The 22,489-nt window shown below is 32.9% G+C and carries 24 protein-coding genes; 16 read left to right on the top strand and 8 right to left on the bottom strand.

Features of this window, described 5'->3' with window-relative positions:
• The first annotated feature begins 132 nt into the window (after positions 1 to 132).
• The gene (locus ACFFVB_RS14515; protein ID WP_382383830.1) at positions 133 to 801 is read left to right on the top strand and encodes a peptidoglycan-binding protein LysM; all 669 of its coding nucleotides are present in this window, start codon (positions 133 to 135) and stop codon (positions 799 to 801) included.
• Positions 802 to 804: 3 nt separating this feature from the next.
• Here the strand turns inward: ACFFVB_RS14515 and ACFFVB_RS14510 are convergent, their stop codons facing one another.
• From ACFFVB_RS14510 to dnaA, 3 genes are read right to left on the bottom strand one after another with little or no spacing between them, the layout of a single operon-like run.
• Positions 805 to 1,521 (bottom strand): SAM-dependent methyltransferase, encoded by a 717-nt coding sequence (locus tag ACFFVB_RS14510; RefSeq protein WP_382383828.1) that lies wholly within the window; start codon positions 1,519 to 1,521, stop codon positions 805 to 807.
• A gap of 45 nt (positions 1,522 to 1,566) precedes the next feature.
• Complete coding sequence (locus ACFFVB_RS14505) at positions 1,567 to 2,019, bottom strand: low molecular weight protein-tyrosine-phosphatase (RefSeq protein WP_382383827.1); 453 nt, start codon at positions 2,017 to 2,019, stop codon at positions 1,567 to 1,569.
• Between the two features lie 12 nt (positions 2,020 to 2,031).
• Complete coding sequence (gene dnaA, locus ACFFVB_RS14500) at positions 2,032 to 3,459, bottom strand: chromosomal replication initiator protein DnaA (RefSeq protein ID WP_382383825.1); 1,428 nt, start codon at positions 3,457 to 3,459, stop codon at positions 2,032 to 2,034.
• A 182-nt stretch (positions 3,460 to 3,641) separates the two neighbouring features.
• Between dnaA and ACFFVB_RS14495 the strand changes: the two genes are divergently transcribed.
• Positions 3,642 to 4,040, top strand: a complete 399-nt coding sequence (locus tag ACFFVB_RS14495) for an acyl-CoA thioesterase (protein WP_382383823.1) — start codon at positions 3,642 to 3,644, stop codon at positions 4,038 to 4,040.
• A gap of 2 nt (positions 4,041 to 4,042) precedes the next feature.
• Here the strand turns inward: ACFFVB_RS14495 and ACFFVB_RS14490 are convergent, their stop codons facing one another.
• From ACFFVB_RS14490 to ribD, 3 genes are read right to left on the bottom strand one after another with little or no spacing between them, the layout of a single operon-like run.
• Positions 4,043 to 4,651 (bottom strand): IMPACT family protein, encoded by a 609-nt coding sequence (locus ACFFVB_RS14490; protein ID WP_382383822.1) that lies wholly within the window; start codon positions 4,649 to 4,651, stop codon positions 4,043 to 4,045.
• A gap of 3 nt (positions 4,652 to 4,654) precedes the next feature.
• Positions 4,655 to 5,269 (bottom strand): HAD family hydrolase, encoded by a 615-nt coding sequence (locus ACFFVB_RS14485; protein ID WP_382383820.1) that lies wholly within the window; start codon positions 5,267 to 5,269, stop codon positions 4,655 to 4,657.
• Positions 5,262 to 6,266, bottom strand: coding sequence for a bifunctional diaminohydroxyphosphoribosylaminopyrimidine deaminase/5-amino-6-(5-phosphoribosylamino)uracil reductase RibD (ribD, locus tag ACFFVB_RS14480; RefSeq protein ID WP_382383818.1), 1,005 nt, complete (start codon positions 6,264 to 6,266; stop codon positions 5,262 to 5,264). The genes ACFFVB_RS14485 and ribD overlap by 8 nt, the downstream gene beginning before the upstream one ends.
• A gap of 27 nt (positions 6,267 to 6,293) precedes the next feature.
• On the opposite strand from ribD, the gene ACFFVB_RS14475 reads away from it, so the two are divergent.
• From ACFFVB_RS14475 to ACFFVB_RS14445, 7 genes are all read left to right on the top strand, one after another.
• Positions 6,294 to 6,776 carry a GNAT family N-acetyltransferase gene (locus ACFFVB_RS14475; protein ID WP_382383817.1) on the top strand — a complete coding sequence of 161 codons (483 nt, stop codon included), beginning with the start codon at positions 6,294 to 6,296 and terminating at the stop codon, positions 6,774 to 6,776.
• Positions 6,773 to 7,645 carry a peptide chain release factor N(5)-glutamine methyltransferase gene (prmC, locus tag ACFFVB_RS14470; RefSeq protein ID WP_382383816.1) on the top strand — a complete coding sequence of 291 codons (873 nt, stop codon included), beginning with the start codon at positions 6,773 to 6,775 and terminating at the stop codon, positions 7,643 to 7,645. The genes ACFFVB_RS14475 and prmC overlap by 4 nt, the downstream gene beginning before the upstream one ends.
• A complete protein-coding gene (locus tag ACFFVB_RS14465; protein ID WP_382383814.1) occupies positions 7,642 to 8,223 on the top strand; it encodes an LOG family protein in 582 nt (193 codons plus the stop codon). Before prmC ends, ACFFVB_RS14465 begins: the two co-directional genes overlap by 4 nt.
• Positions 8,224 to 8,225: 2 nt before the next feature.
• Complete coding sequence (gene ligA, locus ACFFVB_RS14460; protein WP_382383813.1) at positions 8,226 to 10,226, top strand: NAD-dependent DNA ligase LigA; 2,001 nt, start codon at positions 8,226 to 8,228, stop codon at positions 10,224 to 10,226.
• A gap of 86 nt (positions 10,227 to 10,312) precedes the next feature.
• Positions 10,313 to 11,092 (top strand): hypothetical protein, encoded by a 780-nt coding sequence (locus ACFFVB_RS14455; RefSeq protein ID WP_382383812.1) that lies wholly within the window; start codon positions 10,313 to 10,315, stop codon positions 11,090 to 11,092.
• Positions 11,093 to 11,522: 430 nt separating this feature from the next.
• Entirely contained in the window at positions 11,523 to 12,302 is a 780-nt protein-coding gene (locus tag ACFFVB_RS14450; RefSeq protein WP_382383810.1) for a hypothetical protein, read from the top strand.
• Between the two features lie 1,025 nt (positions 12,303 to 13,327).
• Positions 13,328 to 14,110 carry a hypothetical protein gene (locus ACFFVB_RS14445; RefSeq protein ID WP_382383808.1) on the top strand — a complete coding sequence of 261 codons (783 nt, stop codon included), beginning with the start codon at positions 13,328 to 13,330 and terminating at the stop codon, positions 14,108 to 14,110.
• 87 nt (positions 14,111 to 14,197) lie between these two features.
• Here ACFFVB_RS14445 and ACFFVB_RS14440 read toward each other — a convergent pair whose 3' ends face one another.
• Positions 14,198 to 15,112: a bifunctional metallophosphatase/5'-nucleotidase gene (locus ACFFVB_RS14440; protein WP_382383806.1), complete on the bottom strand. Its 915-nt coding sequence runs from the start codon at positions 15,110 to 15,112 to the stop codon at positions 14,198 to 14,200.
• A gap of 10 nt (positions 15,113 to 15,122) precedes the next feature.
• Complete coding sequence (locus ACFFVB_RS14435; RefSeq protein ID WP_382383804.1) at positions 15,123 to 15,881, bottom strand: 5'-nucleotidase C-terminal domain-containing protein; 759 nt, start codon at positions 15,879 to 15,881, stop codon at positions 15,123 to 15,125.
• A gap of 69 nt (positions 15,882 to 15,950) precedes the next feature.
• Here ACFFVB_RS14435 and ACFFVB_RS14430 point away from each other — a divergent pair, with 69 nt between their 5' ends.
• From ACFFVB_RS14430 to recN, 7 genes are all read left to right on the top strand, one after another.
• Positions 15,951 to 16,469 carry a DUF6913 domain-containing protein gene (locus ACFFVB_RS14430; RefSeq protein WP_382383802.1) on the top strand — a complete coding sequence of 173 codons (519 nt, stop codon included), beginning with the start codon at positions 15,951 to 15,953 and terminating at the stop codon, positions 16,467 to 16,469.
• Positions 16,470 to 16,473: 4 nt separating this feature from the next.
• Entirely contained in the window at positions 16,474 to 17,352 is an 879-nt protein-coding gene (gene dapA, locus ACFFVB_RS14425; RefSeq protein WP_382383801.1) for a 4-hydroxy-tetrahydrodipicolinate synthase, read from the top strand.
• A gap of 179 nt (positions 17,353 to 17,531) precedes the next feature.
• The gene (locus ACFFVB_RS14420; protein WP_382383799.1) at positions 17,532 to 18,332 is read left to right on the top strand and encodes an outer membrane protein assembly factor BamD; all 801 of its coding nucleotides are present in this window, start codon (positions 17,532 to 17,534) and stop codon (positions 18,330 to 18,332) included.
• A 4-nt stretch (positions 18,333 to 18,336) separates the two neighbouring features.
• Positions 18,337 to 18,663: a DNA-directed RNA polymerase subunit omega gene (locus ACFFVB_RS14415; RefSeq protein ID WP_038530833.1), complete on the top strand. Its 327-nt coding sequence runs from the start codon at positions 18,337 to 18,339 to the stop codon at positions 18,661 to 18,663.
• A gap of 10 nt (positions 18,664 to 18,673) precedes the next feature.
• Positions 18,674 to 19,885 carry a bifunctional phosphopantothenoylcysteine decarboxylase/phosphopantothenate--cysteine ligase CoaBC gene (gene coaBC, locus ACFFVB_RS14410; protein ID WP_382383798.1) on the top strand — a complete coding sequence of 404 codons (1,212 nt, stop codon included), beginning with the start codon at positions 18,674 to 18,676 and terminating at the stop codon, positions 19,883 to 19,885.
• The gene (gene porD / locus ACFFVB_RS14405) at positions 19,878 to 20,765 is read left to right on the top strand and encodes a type IX secretion system protein PorD (protein ID WP_382383796.1); all 888 of its coding nucleotides are present in this window, start codon (positions 19,878 to 19,880) and stop codon (positions 20,763 to 20,765) included. Before coaBC ends, porD begins: the two co-directional genes overlap by 8 nt.
• Positions 20,766 to 20,826: 61 nt before the next feature.
• Positions 20,827 to 22,479 (top strand): DNA repair protein RecN, encoded by a 1,653-nt coding sequence (gene recN / locus ACFFVB_RS14400; RefSeq protein WP_382383794.1) that lies wholly within the window; start codon positions 20,827 to 20,829, stop codon positions 22,477 to 22,479.
• Positions 22,480 to 22,489: the final 10 nt, after the last annotated feature.

The raw sequence follows: 22,489 nt of genomic DNA, 5'->3' as shown, positions 1-22,489 counted from the left end.
GTTTTTAGAGTGATATAGTGGCCTAATTTTAGTTAATTGATTAATTTTCAGATTAATAAAAAAAGTTGTATATTTGCCGACTGAAATTTTCAGGTAACTAGTTTTTATCTATCTGAAGAAATTAAACGTAATATGAAAAGTATTGGAAGTTATGTTATCGTAATTCTTGCAATATGTTCTTTGGCATTTTATTCATTTTCTACTGAAAAAATCAGTGTAGCCAAGAACTATAATTTATCGGAAGGCTTAGCCTTAAATTATCACGCGGTTAATGATAGTGTTGATCGTAATCATGCGAAAGCATTAAACACAGATATTGAAAGTACATTTTCTCCTAATTTAGGGAAAACGTATGTTGGTTTTAAAGAAGCTGTAGGTTTTAAAGAATCTAGAGGAAATTATTTTACAGTGAATACACTGGGGTATTTAGGAAAATACCAATTTGGAAAAGAAACATTAAAAATTATTGGGATTTATAATCCGGTTAAGTTTCTTAAAAATCCAGAATTACAGGAAAAAGCATTCTTAGCGAATACAGAACGGAATAAATGGATTTTACGCCGTGACATTAAAAATTATGTAGGTAAAAAAATAAATGGAGTTGTGGTAACAGAATCTGGTATTCTTGCGGCGGCACATTTAGCTGGGCCAGGTAACGTTAAAAAGTATTTAAGAAGTTATGGTGCAGTTGGTTTTAATGACGCTTACGGGACATCGGTAGCGCATTACATGAAGAAGTTTTCAGGTTATGATACGTCTTTTGTAAAACCAAATCAGAAAGCTAAGGTTAAAAAAGTTTAAGTTTTAACTTTTATGAATAATAAATATTGAAGGCCTCTTATGGAGGTCTTCAGTGTTTTTAAGCCATTCTGAAGCGGGCTTCGTTTTAATAAATTCGGTTGGTAATGTAATATCGCACGCCACGCACACCATAGTATTTTTACTTAAAATACTACAAATGTCTTCAAGCATTTTGTTATTTCTATACGGTGTTTCAATAAAAATTTGTGACTGATTATAATCGAAAGACAAGCGTTCTAAACGTTTTAATTCTTGTTTACGTTCACTTTTATCTATAGGTAAATAGCCATTAAAAGAAAAGCCTTGACCATTCATTCCAGAACTCATAAGGGCGAGTAGGATGGAAGAAGGTCCAACTAAAGGCACAACTTGTATGCCTTGCTGATGGGCAATATTTACAACATCAGATCCCGGATCGGCTACACTTGGGCACCCTGCTTCAGAAAGTAAGCCAACATTCGTTCCGTTTAAACACGGTTCTAAGAAGCTAGGTAAATCACTCTCCGAAGTAAATTTATTTAAATGAAAAAACTCCAAATCAGACTGTATCGTCTCAGGACAAATGCGTTTTATAAAACGTCGTGCTGTTTTTTCATTTTCAACAATGAAGGTCTTCGTGTTTTCAATGATGGTTTTTACCGAAATGGGTAATACTTCTAAAGGTTCGTTATCGCCTAAAGTGGTTGGAATAAGATAGAGTTTTCCTAAAGAAGTTTTCATAAGTATAAAAATGTATTCAGTTTTAAAATCGGAAACTGAAAGGTGTTATTTTAGTTTTTCGACTATTACATCGCAAGCTTCATCTAGCATTTTGTAGACGTTTTCGAAACCATGAGTCCCGCCATGATATGGGTCTGGGACATCGTAATTCTGATCGGGATAGACTTCGTTTAAAATCATTTTTACTTTAGCCTTGTCTTCATCTGTACGCGCTAAATGTAAAATATCTCGATAATTCGCAGAATCCATAGCATAGATCATATCAAAATCTTCAAAATCTCTAACAGAAAACTGTCGTCCCATTAATTTTGAAATATTGATACCGTATTTATTTCCTACAGTTATAGAACGATTATCCGGATGAGATCCGATATGGTAACTCGCCGTTCCTGCAGAATCTATTACAAAATCATCGTAAGATAATTTAGAGCGTAAAATACCTTCTGCCAAAGGAGATCGACAGATGTTTCCAAGGCAAACCATGAGTATTTTAGTCATTGTAATTGTGTTTTAAACTGACAACTTTTTTGTAATATCTTCAACGTACTTCTTAAATTGCTTGTCTGTAGTCGATAAATTATCGACAGTTTTACAAGCATGAAGTACAGTAGCATGGTCACGTTTTCCAATTTGTGAGCCAATACTTGCTAAAGAGGCTTTAGTGTATTTCTTAGCAAAAAACATAGCCAATTGTCTCGCTTGCACGATATGACGTTTTCTTGTTTTAGACTGAAGAGTATCTACATTCATTTGGAAGTAATCCGACACCACTTTCTGTATGTAATCAATAGACACTTCACGTTTCGTGTGCTTTACAAATTTTTCAACAATTTGCTTAGCAAGGTCTATAGTAATTTCTTTTTTATTGAAAGACGACTGTGCAATTAATGAGATAATGGCACCTTCTAATTCTCTAACGTTTGTTTTAATATGTTTCGCTACATATTCAACAATATCCATAGGCATATCTACACCGTCACGATATAATTTGTTGTTTAATATAGAAACACGCGTTTCGAAATCTGGGCTTTGCAATTCTGCAGAAAGTCCCCATTTAAAACGTGATAGTAAACGTTGCTCAATATCCTGCATATCGACAGGCGCTTTATCACTTGTTAAAATAACTTGTTTGCCATTTTGGTGTAAGTGATTAAAAATGTGGAAAAACACATCTTGCGTTCCTGTTTTACCAGATAAGAATTGAACGTCGTCAATAATTAAAACATCTATAATTTGATAGAAATGAATAAAGTCGTTTCTGTTGTTCTTCTTAACAGAGTCTATATATTGTTGCGTGAATTTTTCAGCAGAAATATATAAAACTGTTTTTTCAGGATACTTATCTTTAATTTCGACACCAATAGCGTGAGCTAAGTGTGTTTTACCTAGACCAACACCTCCAAAAATTAATAACGGATTAAAAGATGTTCCTCCGGGTTTCGCCGCTACAGCTAATCCTGCACTTCTTGCTAATCGGTTAGAATCTCCTTCTAAAAAGTTTTCGAAACTATAATTTGGATTTAATTGTGATTCGATCTTAACATTTCTAATTCCAGGAATAATAAACGGGTTACGTAATTCTGGGTTTTTATTGTTAAGCGGAATATCTACATCTTGAGCTTTAACAGCAGATCGGCTAGAACTAGGAATACGTTCTGTAAAAGGTTGTTTATTACCATACGTGTTTTCCATTTTAATAATGTAAACCAATTTGGCTTTTTCACCTAATTCTTTAGTCAAGGCTACTTTTAAAATTTTAACATAGTGCTCTTCTAGCCACTCGTAGAAAAATTTACTAGGTACTTGTATGCTTAGAGCATTGTCCGTTAATTTAACTGCGGCGATTGGCTCAAACCATGTTTTATAAGCTTGCGGTTGGATATTATCTTTTATAAATTCAAGACAGTTATTCCATACCGATTGCGCAGTTACACTCATTATAATTTAAAAGATTTCTTTGTTAATGTTAAAAGGATAATTGAAAATATCCCTCGTTTTTTGGTTTGACAAATATGTGAACAAATATCTTAAAAAAAAAATGCTCAGCTATTGAATTTTAAGATTTTTTTCCTCATGTTTAACCTGCTTTATAATGTACGAAAAAATAATCAAATTTTATTATGATAATTGACGAAATAGAAATAAGAGTGCGATATGGTGAAACGGATCAGATGGGAGTTGTACATCATGGTAATTATGCGTTATATCTAGAAATGGCGCGGACTGAGTGGTTACGCTCGTTAGGAGTGTCTTATAAAGAAATGGAGGACCAAGGTGTTATGTTACCTGTGATTTCAATGTCTTTAAACTACAAAAAATCAGCTTTTTATGATGAGGTAATTAAAGTAAAAACCATACTAAAAAAGAACCCTACTGTAAAGATCGATTTTGACTTCGAAATTACAAATCAAAAAGGCGAAATATTAGTTTTAGCGAACACTGTTTTGGCTTTTATTAATATGGAGACAAAGCGACCAATGAAATGTCCGAAATATATATTAGATCTTATACCTGAATAACCTTACAGTTCTTTAATTTCAACTTCATAAAGAATGCTGAAACTATTAAAAACAGTTTCAGCATCTTTTTTTCTAACAGAAATTGTAAGCTCACAATGGAGTTCTAATTTCTGATCTATAACATTTAAATTTTTCTCTTTAATCGTTCGCATTACCTTATTCATGTTTTTATAATCGAAAACAATAAGGTATTCTATATTAATGGTGCGTTCTACAATTTTTGAAGCCTCCAAACTTAATTGGGCAGAAGTTCTGTAAGCGCCAATCAATCCGCCAACGCCTAATTTAACGCCTCCGAAATAACGGACAACAATTATTAAAACGTTGGTGACATCGAAAGATTGAATTTGTCCATAAATAGGCATTCCCGCAGAATTGTTAGGTTCGCCATCGTCGTTTGCCCGATAAGCAATGGTTTCTGTTCCTATTTGATATGCATAACACCAATGCCTTGCAGAATGATGTTGCTTTTTTATGGTTTCCAGGTGCCCTTTTACGTCATCTTCTGTTTTAACAGGAAACGCATATCCAAAAAACTTACTGTTCTTTTCTTTGAACAGTGTTTCTTCAGATGGTTTTAAAATGGTTTTGTATGTGTCTAGTACTTCCAAATATTAGCTAAATAGTTCTTTCTTAGTTTCAAATAACGTAGTAACATCTTCTGTTTCTGGATCGATATTCCAAGTGTGGATGCCTAGTTTCTCTGCAGCAGAAGTGTTTTCGGTTAAGTCGTCCACAAATAACGTTTCAGAAGCTACTAGGTTGTTTTGCTTTAAAACAAATTCGTAGATATCAGCATTTGGTTTTCTTAGATTGATTTCGTGTGATAAGTAGAACACATCGAAGTAACTTTCAAATTCATTGAAAAACGGAACATAACTTTTTACAAACTCGATATGTAAATCGTTGGTGTTGCTTAATAGTATCAATTTGTATTTCTTGCTTTCAGAAAGTGATTTTAAAAATTCTAATCGATGATGTGGGAAATCTTTTAAGATAGAGTTCCATATTTCTAGAATTTTATCAGACTTTACATCTGGAAAAGACGATTCGTAAAACTCTACAAACTCAGAGGTATCCATCAGGCCCATTTCATATAGACTATTAATATGGGTTAAGTCTTCTGGAATGCTGTCTAGTTTAAAATTAAGTAAAGCATTTTCAAGAGCACCGACTTTATCTAAGTTGATAAATACATCGCCAAAATCGAATATTATTGTTTTAATCATTGGTGTAATATTTTAAAGTATCGTTTAATATTTTTGTTTCAGACAGTAAGCTTCCATTTATATAAGGTGCTTTTGTGCCTTCTAAAAACTGATTTGTGCCGTAAAAGACGCGAGCTTCATCCCAGAGATTTTCATCTATAAAAGTTTGAAGTGTTTTGCTTCCGCCTTCAATTATTACAGACGTTATATTGTATTCATGTAAACGTTCGCAAATTTGAGATGCTAGAGGTTGTGAGGTGTCTAGTTCTGCATCTGTCAACCGTATGGTTTTAGCCGTTGTGTTAAAAACGGCCAAATTATCAGGTAAATTATTATGTGTATCGATTACAATTCGTGTGGGGTGTAAACCGGTCCAGTCTCGAATGGTTAGACTTGGGTTGTCTTGTAAAACGGTATTGCCTCCAACTAAAATGGCTTGCTCTTCGGCGCGCCATTTATGTACCAATTGCCTAGAATACATATTTGTAATCCATACCGGTTTTTGCTCGTCTTTAGTTTTTGGAGATAGGAAGCCATCGGCAGATTCTGCCCATTTTAAAATAATATATGGCCTTTTTTTATTGTGAAACGTAAAGAAACGTTTGTGATGTGCTTTGCATTCAGCTTCCAAAATACCAACAGTAACGTCGCATCCCGAGTTTTTTAATTTTTTTATCCCTTGTCCAGCAACTAACGAATTATCGTCTATAGTACCAATTACCACTTTTGGAATATTATGTTTTATAATGAGGTCGCTACAAGGTGGCGTTTTTCCAAAATGAGAACACGGTTCTAAAGTAACATATAAAGTAGCTTGTTTTAAAAGCGATGTATCTGTAACCGATTGAATCGCATTTACTTCGGCATGAGGTCCGCCGTAAGGGCTTGTAAATCCTTCGCCAATAATGGTGTTGTTAACTACAATTACACAGCCTACCATTGGGTTTGGTCGTGTAGTTCCAAGTCCGTTTTTGGCAATTTCTATACAGCGATTTATGTATTTTTCATGTATCTTCACGGCACAAAAATAAGATTAAAAACGAGGATGACCCATTTCGTGATAAGAGAAATTCAAACAAAAGATAATCAGCAAGTCGCAGCGCTAATTCGTACCGTATTGATTGAGTTTGGTGTGCCTAAAGTTGGAACGGCCTACGAAGACAAGGCTTTAGATGATATGTCTGAAACCTACAATACTGAAAATTCTGAGTATTTTGTGGTCGATACTGATGAAAAAATTATTGGTGGAGCTGGAATTGGGCCTCTAAAAGGAGAAGATGATATTTGCGAATTGCAAAAAATGTACTTTTTAGAGGAAGCTAGAGGTCAAGGAGCAGGAAAAGCTATGATGGATACCTGTTTGCAAAAAGCTAGAGATTTAGGATTTAAACGGTGCTATATCGAAACACTACCTTATATGAAATCGGCGATGCGCTTATACGAGAAATCGGGATTTGAATATATCGACGGACCAATGGGCGATACAGGACATTATTCGTGTACGATTTGGATGATAAAAGATTTATGAGACTAAAAGATATTCAAAATACATTTCACGAGGCATTAGATGCTGACTATGAAAAACCAGAAGTAGACCATTTCTTTTTTATGATTTGCGATTATTATTTCAACTTCAAACGCATTACGCTTGCTTTGGAACCTGAATATCGTATTTCGGAAGCAGATGCGATTCCTGTTTTAGAGGCTTTAGAATCCTTAAAGAAACATGAACCTATTCAGTATGTATTAAAATCGACTGAGTTTTTTGGTTTGGAATTTCAGGTGAATAATGCAGTGTTAATTCCTAGACCAGAAACCGAAGAATTAGTGGCGTGGATTATAGAATCGGGATTAGATAAAATTAAAGAACCGTTACGTATTTTAGATATCGGGACGGGGAGTGGTTGCATTGCTATTGCGGTAGCAAAACACTTTGAAAACGCTAATGTTTTTGGAGTCGATATTTCTGAAGATGCCATAGGTGTTGCAAAACACAATGCGGAATTAAATAACGTAACAGTTAATTTTATTCAGGCCGACATTTTGAATGTCGATCCAACTTTAGTTTCAGATTTCTCGTTACCATTTGATATTATTATCTCTAATCCGCCGTATGTGCGTGAACAAGAAAAACTTCAAATGAAAGCGAATGTGCTAAATCATGAACCACATCAGGCTTTATTTGTAGAAGATCACGATCCGCTAAAATTCTATAAAGTAATTTCAGAATTTGCAAAAATTAATTTGGTAGAAGGCGGTCTGTTATTCTTCGAAATCAATGAGTTTTTAGGAGAAGAAATGGTGGCCTTATTAATAGAACATCATTTTAAGGCAGTGGAACTGAGAAAAGATATGTTTAAAAGAAATAGAATGATTAAAGGCATAAAAAAGATATGAAATCTATAGCTGTTTTTTGTGGTTCGAGCGAAGGAACCGATTCGAAAATTAAATCTGAAGCCTATCACTTAGGTAAAGGCTTGGCCGAGCGCGAAATTACTTTAGTTTATGGTGCCGCTAAAATCGGAATTATGGGCGAGGTAGCTCGTGGTGTTTTAGATTATGAAGGTGATGTGTTAGGGATTATTCCAGGGTTTTTAGAAACTAAGGAAATTGTACATCCTGAGCTATCGGAATTAATAGTAACCGATAATATGCACTCGCGAAAGGTAATCATGTATGAAAAATCTGATGGGTTTATGGTCCTTCCTGGAGGCTTTGGTACAATGGATGAGTTTTTTGAAATTGCGACTTGGGGACAATTAGGACTTCATATAAAACCTATAGGTATTTTAAATATTAATGGTTTTTTCGATCATTTAATAGCGTATTTTAAAACCATGGTGGAACGTGGGTTTTTGAAACAAGAGATTTTAGATGCCGTTGTAGTTGATGATACTGTAGTCGGATTGTTAGAAAAAATGAATAATTATAAGCCTTTACCAGCTCCTAAATGGTTAAATAAAGACAGATTGTAAGTATGACGATTGAAACACAGATTCAGCAATTAAGAGACCAATTAAACGATTATAATTATAAATATTACGTTTTAGACGAAAGTGATATTAGTGATTTTGAGTTCGATATGAAACTTAAAACACTTCAAGACCTAGAAGCTAAACACCCTGAGTTTTTTGATGTTAATTCGCCTACCCATCGAGTGGGAGGTACAATAACCAAAAACTTTAATACCGTAGTTCATGATTATCGTATGTATTCTTTAGATAATTCGTATTCCAAAGACGATTTATTGGCTTGGGAACAACGCGTTAAAAAAATGGTCGATGGCGATGTGTTTTATACTTGTGAATTAAAATACGATGGGGCTTCCATAAGTTTAACTTATGAAAATGGAAAACTGACTAAAGCAGTAACGCGTGGCGATGGTGTACAAGGGGATGAGGTGACAGCAAATATCAAGACTATAAAATCGGTACCATTACAATTAAAAGGTGATTTTCCTGAGAAATTCGATATTCGTGGAGAAATCGTGTTGCCTTTTGACGGTTTCAATAAAATGAACGAAGATCGGATTGAAATTGGCGAGGAGCCTTATCGAAATCCGAGAAATACAGCTTCAGGAAGTTTAAAATTACAAGACAGTAGTGAAGTTGCTAAGCGTCCGTTAGAATGTTTACTTTATAATATAATTGGCCGAAATTTAAATATTCAGTCACAAAAAGAAAGTTTAGATCAAGCGAGAAGCTGGGGGTTTAAAGTGCCAAATGTAGCTAAGCTAGTAGATTCTATAGATGGTGTTTTCGAATTTATAGAATATTGGGATGTACATAGACACGATTTACCTTACGAAACGGATGGTGTTGTAATAAAAGTGAACAGTTTTCAGCATCAAGACGAGCTGGGATATACCGCGAAAGCACCACGTTGGGCAATTGCTTATAAGTTTAAAGCCGAGCAAGTATCTACACGATTAAACGAAATTACATATCAAGTAGGGCGTACAGGAGCGATAACACCTGTAGCCAATTTAGAGCCTGTAGAATTAGCAGGAACCACGGTTAAACGTGCGTCTTTGCATAACGCCGATCAGATAGCGAAATTAGATATACGTGAAGGTGATGAGGTGTTTGTAGAAAAAGGAGGGGAAATTATCCCTAAAATTATTGCAGTCGATCTAACACAACGTCCAGCAGATTCTAAACCTACAGCCTATATTACGCATTGTCCAGAATGTCAAACAGAATTGGTGAGACAAGAAGGAGAAGCACAGCATTATTGTCCGAATTATAACGGATGTAAACCACAAATTATTGGTAGAATTCAGCACTTTATTTCAAGAAAAGCAATGGATATTGATGGTTTGGGAGGAGAAACGGTAGCATTATTGGTACATGCAGGATTAATTCATAATTATTCAGATTTATTCGAATTAAAAAAAGAAGATGTTTTGCCATTAGAACGTATGGCAGAGAAAAGTGCAGATAATTTAATTAAGGGTATTGAGCAGTCTAAACAAGTCCCTTTTGAGCGTGTCTTGTATGCATTGGGAATTCGATATGTTGGAGAAACGGTTGCTAAAAAACTTGTAAAGCATTTTAAATTCATCGATAAGATTGCAGAAGCTACAGAAGAAGTTTTAGTAAATGTTGATGAAATTGGAATAAAGATAGCAAAGAGTGTTGTGGAGTTTTTTCAATCAGAACAAAATCAAAATATTATTGATAGGTTAAAAGGTTTCGGTGTTACTTTAGAAATTTCGGAAGAAGCATTAGCTAATCAGTCTGACTCGTTAGCTGGAAAGATATTTGTGGTTTCGGGAGTCTTTACAACCGTGTCTCGTAATGATCTTAAAAAAATGATTGAAGACAATGGCGGAAAAGTAGGAAGTTCAATTTCTTCTAAAACAACTTTTGTTATTGCTGGAGACAAAATGGGACCAAGCAAACGTACGAAAGCAGAGGAGCTTGGTATTGAAATTTTATCGGAGAATGATTTTCTTTCACTATTAAAAGTTGTATAATTTACTAATAATTAGTTGAGTATTAGCTATACTTGCAAACAAAGAGACATGATGCTTATATTTGTAAAGTTGAAGTTAATGGATTTATGAGAAAAATACATTTTTTATTATTACTATTATTGTTATTAAGTGTGTTATATGTGGTTACGGAATATGCTTCTCTTTTTGCTTATTCTGAAGCGGTAGCGGCACTAACTATACCCGTTATTTCTGTCTTTTACCTGATTACTGGCGAAAATAAAATGCCTTATTTTACTAGCTTTTTAGTTTTGTATTCTCTGGCTCATCTTTTAATTTTTGTAGATATTAGTAGTGTGTATGAACATTTTCATTACTATTTGGGTAATATCCTGTATATATCAGCCTATATGTTTTTAATTTTTGAAGTATTAAAAGATATTCCTTTTAAAGGTGTTGTACCTCGCTTTAATCTTACAATTATTATACTATTGCTATTAAATTCTTATGTGCTATTTACATTATTAAATTGGGAAACTTCTAGAGATTATTTCTTTAGAGTAACCTCTGATACATTGGTCACTGTTAAAGAGGAAGCTAGTGTTCCTTTGGAAGAAAGTATAGTATCTATTATTTTAGAGTTTTCTTACAATTTGGTTATTTTAGTTCTATTAAATGTCTCTTTTATAAATTATTTATATAGAGAAAATAAGAAAGCTTCTCTTTTATTTATCGGCACACTATGTGTCGTGTTTTCAGAACTAATTCAATATGCTATCTATTATCCTTCAGATGTGGTTATATTAAATATCGTGTGCTATTTATTGATGCTTGTCGGATTTCTGTGCTTTTATCTTTTTGCAATTCAAAGCATCAAAATGGAAGATCAAACTTTTAAGGAGGTATAATATCTTTTTTTGGTTTAGGACTTATTGTTAATATCCAAGTCTGCGTTTTGTCTTCAGTATAAAATAATTTACGCTTCCTTTTATTATAATCAGAACATTTTATTTTAAGAAACCAATATGGACTTTAAGATTCTAAATAATTGAGATTCGCTATCTATACCCATAAATTCAAAGGTTAGGTTTTTATAAATCAATGCTTTGTCTGATAATTTAGGTTTGCGTATGTAAACTAAAAAGGAATTTATTGGTTCAATGCTATTTAATACTTGAAGAATTTTGGTGAAAATTGTTTGAGCGTTATGTGTTCTAAAATCATTGTGTCCTGAATAAAATGTATTCTTATTTAACAGGTTGCACTACATTTGTACATTATCACTATATATGTACAACGGCTGTTGTTTGTATTTGTGAGATAGAAGCTAGTAAATTTATGAGAAAAATACATTATTTATTAATACTATTATTTTTGTTAAGTGTATTATATGTGGTTGCAGAGTATGCGTCACTTTTTGAATATTCAGAAGCAGCAACAGCCCTAGTTGTACCTGTTATTTCTGTTTTTTACCTGATTACCTGTGAGCATAAAAGGCTCTATTTTACGAGCTTTTTAGTCCTGTACTCTCTTGCTTATCTTTTAGTCTTTGTAGATACTAAGGATATACATCAAGACCTAAATTATTATTTAAGTAACGTCTTCTATATAATAGCGTATGTGTTTTTGATTTTTGGAGTTTTAAAAGGCATTCCTTATAGAGGCGTTGTGCCTAGATTTAGTTTTACAATTATTATACTATTGCTATTAAATTCTTATGTGTTATATGCTTTATTTAGCGATGATTTTTCTAGAGATTATTTTTTTAGGGTAACATCTGATGCTTTAGAAACTGTTAAAGAGCAAGATGTTGCTCCTTCTCAACAAAGTATAATATCTCTTATTTTAGAGTTCTCATACAATTTGGTTATTTTAATTCTATTGAATGTATCTTTTATAAATTATTTATATAGAGAAAATAAGAGGGCTTCCCTTTTATTTATCGGTACATTATGCGTCGTGTTTTCAGAGGTCATTCAATATGCTATCTATTATCCTTCAGAAGTGGTTGAATTAAATATTATCTGTTATCTCTTAATTCTTGCAGGATTTCTTTGCTTTTATCTTTTTGCAATTAATAGGAGCACAGTAGAAAAGCAAACTTTTAAAGGCGTATAACATCTTTTTTGGTTTAGGATTTATAGGTGAAATCCAAGCCTGCGTTTGGTCTTTAGTCTTTTTAGAGTGGTCATTATCCGTTGTAGATTTAGGTCATATTATATTTCTATTAAAGTGAAATTTATTGCTGAATTGAATTATAGTTATTGCTGTTATTTTGTATAGTATTCTGGTTTTAAAACCCTCAAAAGGTTTGGTGTAATTCCTAAGAATCGTGAACTGATCACAAAGTTGTGAGAATAATGTTTTAATTCTTTTTCTAGACTTTCTTAAATCACACGGTTGCTTATTATCATTTTGTTGATTTTCTCATTGGAATATCCATTTTAATAGTGCTATGCGTGAATAAATCAAGTTGATATTTAAAAGATAAATATTCTTTAAATTATGAGTGTCCTTAACGAAAGTTTTATGAAAATCAAAGTGTTTTAGGACTCTATTTACCAACCAAACAACATACCCTTTATAACTAAAATATAGCATAGACTGGCTAGCAAAATAGTCTATTAGGACTGTCTTTAGCTGATTCTCTGCAGATCTACTTCGAGAAGACCTTGATGACTTACAGCCATCCCAAGGCATACGATTTCTAGTAAAATAGTCTTCAAATTCATAAAAATGAGCGACATCTTTTTACAAATTGAGTCTGGAGTATAAAATAATTTACGCTTTCTTTTATTACAAACAGAACATTTTATTTTAAGAAACCAATAAGGACTTTAAGATTCTAAATAATTGAGGGTCACTATCTGGATTTGTATATTTAGAGGTTATGTATTTGTAAATCAGTTTTTTGATTGATGGTTTAAGTTTGCGTATTTGAACTAAAAAGGAATTTATTGGTTCAGTGTTATTTGAAACTTGAAGAATTTTGGTGAAAATTCTTTGAAGGTTGTGTGTTTTAAAATTCTTGTGTCAAGAATATAATTTATTCTTATTTAACAAGTTATACTACATTTGTACATTATTATTCTAAATGTAAAACGGATGTTGTTTATAATTGTGAGATAGAAGCTAGTGAATTTATGAGAAAAACACATTATTTATTAATCTTATTATTTTTGTTAAGTGTGCTATATGTGGTTGCAGAATATGCATCACTTTTTGAATATTCAGAAGCAGCAATGGCTCTAGTTGTACCTGTTATTTCTGTTTTTTATCTGATAACTTGCAAGCGAAAAACACCTTATTTTACAACTTTTTTAGTTTTGTATTCCCTTGCTTATCTTTTTGTTTTAGGAGGTGTTAGTGGTATACATAAATATTTAAATTACTATGTCTCGAATCTTCTATTTATAACCGCGTATGTTTTTTTAATTTATGGGGTTTCAAAAAAAATCCCTTTTAAGGGGGTTGTGCCTAGATTTAATCTTACCATTATAATTTTAGTTCTATTAAATTCTTATGTGTTGTATAACTTGTGGAGTAATGATTTTTCTAGCGAATATTTTTTTAGAGAGACTTCTAATATTATAGAAAAATTTCCTACCGAGGATGATCCGCTTTTAAGAGAAACAATGATGTCAATGTTACTTGAGTTTGTATACAATTTGGTTGTTTTAATTCTATTAAATGTGTCTTTTATAAATTACCTATATAGAGAAAACAAGAGGGCAATGCTTTTATTTGTAGGGAGTTTATGTGTAGTGTTTTCAGAGGTTATTCAATATGCTATCTTTTACCCTTCAGATGTTGTTATTTTAAACGTTATATGTTTTCTACTTATTCTTGTAGGTTTCTTGTGTTTTTATCTTTTTGCAATTTACCCTGTTAAAAAGGAAGCCCTCACATTTAAAGCCATTCAATAGGGGGATTAAAGTGCGATTAAATTGAATAGCGTAAAAAAAAGAGCGCTATAAATGCGCTCTTATAATTTTAATATTGAAAAGGTCTTGTTAAACCACAATAGACACGCCTTCTGCGGCTTTGTTTTTGTTGCTGTCAAAGTAGAAATCTATTTTCCCTAGATTAATTCCGTAACAACCTACCTGATTTACAAGAGTCGTTTTATCTTCAAGATTCTTTACCAATGTTGGCTTTGCTAAAAAGGTATGTGTATGTCCGCCAATAATTAAATCGATATCTTTTGTAATAGCAGCAAGTTTTAGATCACTAATTTTCCCTTCAATATTATATTGATATCCCATATGGGATAAACAAATAATTAAATCACAGTGTTCTTGCTCTTTTAGAATACGTGTCATTTCCTGTGCGCTTTCTACAGGATCTAAATACTTTGTTTCTTTGTACATAGCAGGATCTACAAGTCCGTCTAATTCTATACCTAAACCAAACACACCTATTTTAATTCCGTCTTTTATAAAGACCTTGTAGGGCTTGGTATGCGTATCCATTACGGTGTTCGAGAAGTCGTAGTTAGAAATTAAAAACGGAAACTCTGCATGTGGTAATTGTGCATATAACCCAGCGACACCATTGTCGAAATCGTGATTTCCAATAGTAGCAGCATCGTATTTTAGTTTACTCATTAATTTAAATTCCAATTCACCGCCATAAAAATTAAAATAAGGTGTGCCTTGAAAAATATCTCCAGCATCTAAAAGTAATGTGTTTGGGTTTTCTATACGAAATTTATCTATTAAACTTGCGCGTCTTGCAACACCACCTTTATTTGCTCTATCTCCTTCGTTAGGACCGAATGGATCTATGTGGCTGTGGACATCGTTAGTGTGTAAAATGGTGATTTTTTTAGTTGTAGGTGCTGTTGTAAAAGAGGATAAGCTTAATCCTCCTAAGGCAACTAAAGAGGTTGCAACTGTAGATTGTTGTATAAAATCTCTACGTTTCATATCACTTTATTTATTTTAATTGGATAAATCTATCGTCTATCACCGGTTTAATCGTGTCTACTTTTGTAAAATAATCGATAAGCGCATTTCTCCATTTATAATTCAAAACGTAAAGACTGTCATTGGGTTGAAAAAATGTCATATGGTCGCCTCCATTATATAAATAATCATTGGTCGCCACGTAATAGGTTTTGTTTTCGTCTATAGTTTCACCTTTTACTTTAGCTTCAGTAATATCGAAATCGGAATTTATAACCAATTTTAATTGAGAAACAGGATGAGGTCGCTTAGCTTGACTTAAATACTGCATCGCTTCATTTACATTTTTTCCTTTTATACTGGCTACAACAATGCTGTTTTCAAAGGGCATGACTTCATAAGCGGTTTTAAGTGTAATATCACCTTTAGATATTGGGGCGCGAATACCACCGTGATTAAGAATTACAAAATCTATATCGTAACCAGAACGGGATTTAAAAATGGGATTGCATTGCTCGTAAACAATATCGGCCATTAAGTTTCCAATTGCAGTATTGTACGTTCCATTTGTTTTTAAGTAAGACTCTGGAGCGTAGGCCAACACACTATCTAATGTTTTAACCACGTGATCATGGTACGGTTTAATAAAGTCAGTTATTGTGGGATCTGGAATTATTTCTTCGGAAACAGGAATTTGTTTGCCTTCAATTTTTGCCAAGTTTAAAGTGTTTGTTTTGCAACTTGCCAAAAACATGAGAGATAAGGCAATAATTAATTGTTTAAAAATCATAATTAAACTTATAAATTTTACTAAGTATGGGTATAGTTTTTCTACATTTGCACGAAAGTTTAAATATAAATGATTTTAAAAGGTTTTAAGGAAAAATCTAATAAAAAGTATTTTAATAAATTGTTAGTAAATCGTACGGTTTCCAACGTTTCAAAACCTATTGAAAGTTTGGGAGTTATCGTAAATATTGATGAATTTACTAACCTCGAAGCCTTAAAGTCTATATCTAAACTTTTAAATATTAACCCTAGTAAATTTCAATTAATCACCTTTACAACGGCGAATCTTATTAAAGAACGTGAAGATTATTCTTGTTTTTCTGCAATGGATATCGGTTGGAGAGGGAAGATTAAGAATAGCGAATTAGAAGCGTTCTTAAATACGAGTTTTGATGCTTTGATTAGTTATTATTTTACAGATAATTTAGATCTTAAAATGCTTACAGCAGTATCGAAAGCCGATTTTAAGATAGGGGTTTTACAAGAAGAACAACGGTTGAACGATTTAATTATTAATGTAAATCTGGATGCGATAGAGGTATTTAAAGCAGAGCTTTTAAAGTACTTAAGTTTATTAAAAAGAATTTAAAAAGATGAATAGTAAATTAATGGGTACTGGAGTTGCTCTAGTTACACCTTTTAAGGCAGATCTTAGTATAGATCACGAAGCACTAACAAATATTGTTAATTTTAATATTGAAAACGGTACCGATTATTTGGTTATAATGGGAACTACCGGAGAAAGTGTAACAGTTACTAAAGAAGAAAAACAAGCTGTAATTAAAACCATTTCTAAAGCAAACAACGGACGATTACCATTAGTTTTAGGAATTGGAGGAAATAATACTGCTGCTGTTATAGAAGAAATTAAGTCTACAGATTTAAGTGGGATTGAAGCGATTTTATCGGTATCACCTTATTATAGTAAGCCAACGCAAGAAGGCGTTTATCAGCATTTTAAAGCAATTTCAGAAGCTTGTCCTGTTTCTGTCATTTTATATAATGTACCAGGAAGGACAGCGTCTAATATGTTGCCGGAAACAACCATTAGATTAGCTAACGATTTTAAAAATATAGTTGCAGTTAAAGAAGCTGGTAATAATATTGGTCAATATTTAAAGCTTTTAAAAGATAAACCCGAAGATTTTTTAATCATTTCTGGAGACGACGATTTAGTTTTAGGAGTGCTTTTAGCTGGAGGTTCTGGTGTCATTTCTGTAATTGGTCAAGCATTCCCTGCTCAGTTTTCTAAAATGATTAAGTTAGGATTAGAAGGTAAAGCCAAGGAAGCTTATGCGATTCATTTTAAATTAATGGATGTGATTGGTTATATCTTTGAAGAAAATAATCCATCAGGAATAAAAGCGGTTTACGAAGCTTTAGGCTTATGTCGTGCAGACGTGAGATTGCCTTTGGTAGAAGCAACTCCAGCGTTAAAAGATAAAATTAAAGCGTTTGTAGAAACACTTTAATACGATATTACTTTGCGTGTGTTTACTTAGTGAGCGCACGCTTGTTTTTTAAGGTAGCGTCTAAAAGTTAAAATATACTTAAAGCTAATTGTAACCTAATTACAACCTTTATTTTAGCTAAAAAATAATATTTTTAAAATCAATTAGAATAGCTTAATTTTGCATTCTGTTTAAAAACTATGAAGAAATATTTATACATTTTATTCGCGTTTATTGTTTTAAGCTCATGTAGTGAATATCAACAAACACTAAAAGCAACAGACATTGGACCAAAATTTAAATTAGGGGAACAACTTTATAACGAAGGTGAGTTCTCTAAAGCAAATAGATTGTTTTCTCAAATTGTACCAAGTTACCGCGGTAAGCCTCAGGCAGAGAAATTAATGTTTATGTATGCACAAACACAATACGGTATGAGAGACTATTTTGCGTCTTCTTATCAGTTTGAGCGTTTTGCAGATTCGTATCCTAAAAGTGAGAAGCTAGAAGAAGCTTCATTTTTAAGTGCAAAGAGTTATTATATGAGATCTCCTGTTTTTAGTAAAGACCAGACGGAGACAAAAGTAGCTATAGAAAAATTACAGTTATTTATAAACTTATTTCCAAAGTCTGAATACTTAGCTGAAGCGAGCAGTTTCATTCAAGAATTAGACGGGAAATTAGAACGCAAAGCATTCGAAATAGCAAAACAATACAATACGATATCAGATTATAAAGCATCAATCAAATCGTTTGATAATTTTTTGTTTCAATTCCCAGGGTCTTCTTTAAGAGAAGATGCTATGTATTATAGATTCGATTCATCTTTTAATTTAGCAATTAGAAGTATCGAACGTAAAAAAGAAGAACGTTTGGAATCTGCAGACAGATATTATAAAGATTTAATGACTGGGTTTTCAGAAACCCAATATTTAGATCGCGCAGGTAAAATGCACGAAGAGATAGTAGAAGAATTAAAAAATTACAGCACTAAAAGTTAATATAATGGATTTAAAAAAAATCAATGCTCCTGTTAATACAATAACGTATAACAGAAACAAAGTTGACGAACCGACAGGGAATATATATGAAGCAATTTCTATTATTTCTAGACGTGCAGATCAGATTAACACTGAGATTAAAAAAGAACTAATTGAAAAATTAGAGGAGTTTGCAACGTATAACGATAGTTTAGAAGAGATTTTTGAAAATAAAGAACAAATTGAAGTTTCAAAATTCTACGAAAAATTACCTAAGCCACACGCTTTAGCAGTTCAAGAGTGGTTAGACAACAAAGTATATTACAGAAACACTGACGAAGACGTTCAGTAAATCATAAGCTATGTCAATATTAAGCGGCAAAAACATACTGTTAGGCATTAGTGCAGGTATAGCTGCTTACAAGACAGCTTCATTAGTAAGGTTGTTTATAAAAGCAGGTGCTAACGTTAAAGTCGTTATGACACCTGCTTCTATTGATTTTGTAACTCCCTTAACCTTATCTACCTTATCTAAACATCCTGTGGTGTCTTCGTTTTATAATGAAGACGATGAGAATGCGGTATGGAATAGTCATGTCGATTTAGGCCTATGGGCAGATATCTTCGTTATTGCTCCTGCTACTGCAAATACCATGTCTAAAATGGCCAATGGCACTAGCGATAATTTATTGTTAGCAACTTATTTGTCGGCTAAATGTCCTGTGTATTTTGCTCCCGCGATGGATTTAGATATGTTTAAACATCCCTCTACAACACAGTCTTTCGAAACACTACAAGGTTTTGGAAACATTATGATACCTGCAACTTCTGGTGAATTAGCTAGTGGTTTAGTCGGGGAAGGTCGTATGGCCGAACCTGAAGATATCGTATCGTTTATCGAGAATCATATTCTTGGAAATTTACCCTTATATGGTAAAAAAGTAATGATTACTGCTGGGCCAACTTACGAAGCTATAGATCCTGTTCGATTTATTGGAAATCATTCTAGTGGTAAAATGGGGTTTGAGTTAGCAAAAACAGCCGCTAATCTTGGTGCTGAGGTTATTTTAATTTCAGGTCCTACCAATCAATTACTTCAACACAGTGCAGTTAATATTAATCATGTAATTAGTGCACAGGACATGTACGAGCAAGCGCATACACATTTTAAAGATGTCAATATTGCTATTTGTGCGGCAGCTGTAGCAGATTATAGACCAAAAGAAGTTGCACTTCAGAAAATAAAAAAGGACGATAATACGTTAAACATAGAACTAGAGAAAACTAAAGATATTTTGGCTTCCTTGGGAGCTATAAAAACGGATCAGTTTTTAGTTGGTTTTGCTTTAGAAACGAATAATGAACTTGAGCATGCTAAAGGGAAATTAAAGCGTAAAAATTTAAACCTAATTGTTCTGAATTCATTAAATGATAAAGGCGCAGGTTTTAAATCGGATACCAATAAAGTAACGCTTATTAATGCTGATGAAAACATTACTGAATTTGTTTTAAAATCGAAGGCAGACGTTGCTCAAGATATATTTAACGAAATATTAAATCGACTACATGCGTAATATATTATTTGTATTGTTTTTATGTATTTCTCTTAGCTTAACCGCTCAGGAGTTAAACTGTAAGGTTGTGGTTAATGCACAGCAAACAGGAAATGAAAATGTTCAAGTATTTCAAACATTAGAGAAGCAACTTAACGAATTTGTTAATAATACACAGTGGACCACAAGAGGTTTTAAAGTGACCGAACGTATTAACTGTAGTATGGTTATTATTATAAATGAATATGCTAGCGATGTCTTTAAAGCCAGCATACAAGTACAATCTTCTAGACCGGTTTATGGCTCTTCGTATAGCTCTCCTGTCTATAATTTTAACGATCAGAATTTTACATTTAATTATGTCGAATTTCAGAATCTTAATTTTAGTCCAACACAATACGAGTCTAATTTAGTATCTGTTTTAGCTTATCATGTGTATATGATTCTTGGTCAAGATGCAGACAGCTTTAAATTAAAAGGTGGCGATGAATATTTAAACCAAGCACAAACTATTGTAAATTATTCGCAGCAAGAAGGATATAAAGGCTGGAAGTTAGCAGACGGTTTACAAACGAGATATAATTTAATCGATAATATGTTATCGCCAACGTATAAGGAATATCGCGAGGTTATGTATACGTATCATAGAGATGGTTTAGATGCTATGAGTACCGATGTGAAGTCGGGAAAACAAAATATAGCATCTGCTGTAGAACTATTTCAGACCATGAATAATCGCAGGCCAAACTCGTTTTTGTTACGTGTGTTTTTCGATGCAAAAAGCGATGAAATAGCAGAGATCTATTCCGACGGACCTAGTGTAAATGTTTCCGATATGGTTAGCGTATTAAATAATGTAGCTCCTACATATTCTAGTAAATGGAGAAATATTAAGTTTTAATTTGATTACGACTTAAATCTAAATTACCTTTGATTTACAAATCTAAAGCACCTCAATCACATTGCTTACATCCCTATCTATAAAAAACTATGCCTTAATCGACGATTTACAGGCAGATTTTAATTCTGGTTTTACCATTATCACTGGAGAAACCGGTGCAGGTAAATCTATTTTACTTGGTGCATTATCGTTAATTCTAGGTAAACGCGCAGATTTATCGTCTTTAAAAGACGATACTCAGAAGTGTATTATTGAAGCTGTTTTCGATGTTTCAAACTACAATTTAGAGGCTGTTTACGAACAGGAAGATTTAGATTTTGAACCACAAACTATCATTCGTCGCGAAATTTTACCTTCGGGTAAATCTCGTGCATTTGTAAACGATTCTCCAGTTACTGTGAGTAGTTTACAAGCATTAGGCGAGCGTTTAATCGATATTCATTCGCAACATCAAACCATGCAGCTTACAGACGATGCATTTCAATTTCAGGTTATTGATGCTTTAGCAAAGGTTGAAGAACCTTTAGTTGATTATAAAAGTCAGTTAAAAAGCTATAAATCTCTTCAGAAAGAATTAAAAAAACTGTTAGATTTTCAAACAGAAGCGAATAAGGAACATGAATACAATTCGTTTTTATTACAGGAATTGATTGATGCTAAATTGGTTGTTGGCGAGTTTGAATCTTTAGAAGAAGAATACGAAACGCTTGATAATATTGAAGCGATTAAAGAAAAGATTGGCGCTTCTCATCAGTTATTAAGTGACGAGCAAATAGGAGGGTTAGCCATTCTTACCGAAATAAAAACAAACTTTAGTAAGATTGCATCATTCTCTCAGAAGTATAAAGATTTATACGATAGAATAGATAGTAATTTTATCGAATTATACGATATTTTTACAGAAATAGAAGCTTCGGAAGATGCTCTAGAAGCAGATCCGAGTCGTTTAGAAGTTGTGAATTCAAGATTACAACTGCTTCATAATTTGAAGAAAAAACACTTGGTTTCAGAAATTTCAGAATTACTAGAGATTCAGAACGCTTTAGATGAAAAAGTAGGCGTGACTGAAAATCTAGATAAAAACATTCAGAAATTAAAAACTGAAATTGCTAAGATTGAAAAGGCTTTAAATGCATTAGCGAAAACAATTCATACCAAACGTAATGGAGTTATTCCAACTTTAAAATCGCAATTAGAAACATTATTAGCCGATTTAGGAATGCCAAATGCCCAGTTTGAAATCACTTTAAAAGAGGCTTCAGAGTTTCATTCCAATGGGAAAGACGATTTACAGTTTCTGTTTTCAGCTAATAAAGGTGGGGCTTTTAAAGCATTAAATAAAGCCGCGTCGGGTGGAGAATTGTCCCGAATTATGTTGGCTATAAAATCGGTGTTATCCAAATATATGCAATTACCAACTATAATGTTCGACGAGATTGATACTGGAGTTTCTGGTGAAATATCGAATAAAATGGGAGTAATTATGAAGCAAATGAGTAACAGTATGCAGGTGTTTGCAATTACACATTTACCTCAAGTAGCAGCAAAAGGAGATACACATTTAAAAGTCTATAAAGAAGATGTAAACCAGATTACGACTACAAATCTAATCGTAATAAAAGGTGAAGATCGTATTGTAGAAATAGCACAAATGTTAGGCGGATTAGAATTGTCAAGTTCTGCTATAGCACATGCCAAGCAATTATTAAACTAACACGATTTAA

It is taken from the genome of Formosa undariae (assembly GCF_042427615.1).
In the GTDB taxonomy this organism is placed as follows: Bacteria; Bacteroidota; Bacteroidia; order Flavobacteriales; family Flavobacteriaceae; genus Formosa; species Formosa undariae.
This window is presented reverse-complemented; position numbering and strand designations above follow the sequence as displayed.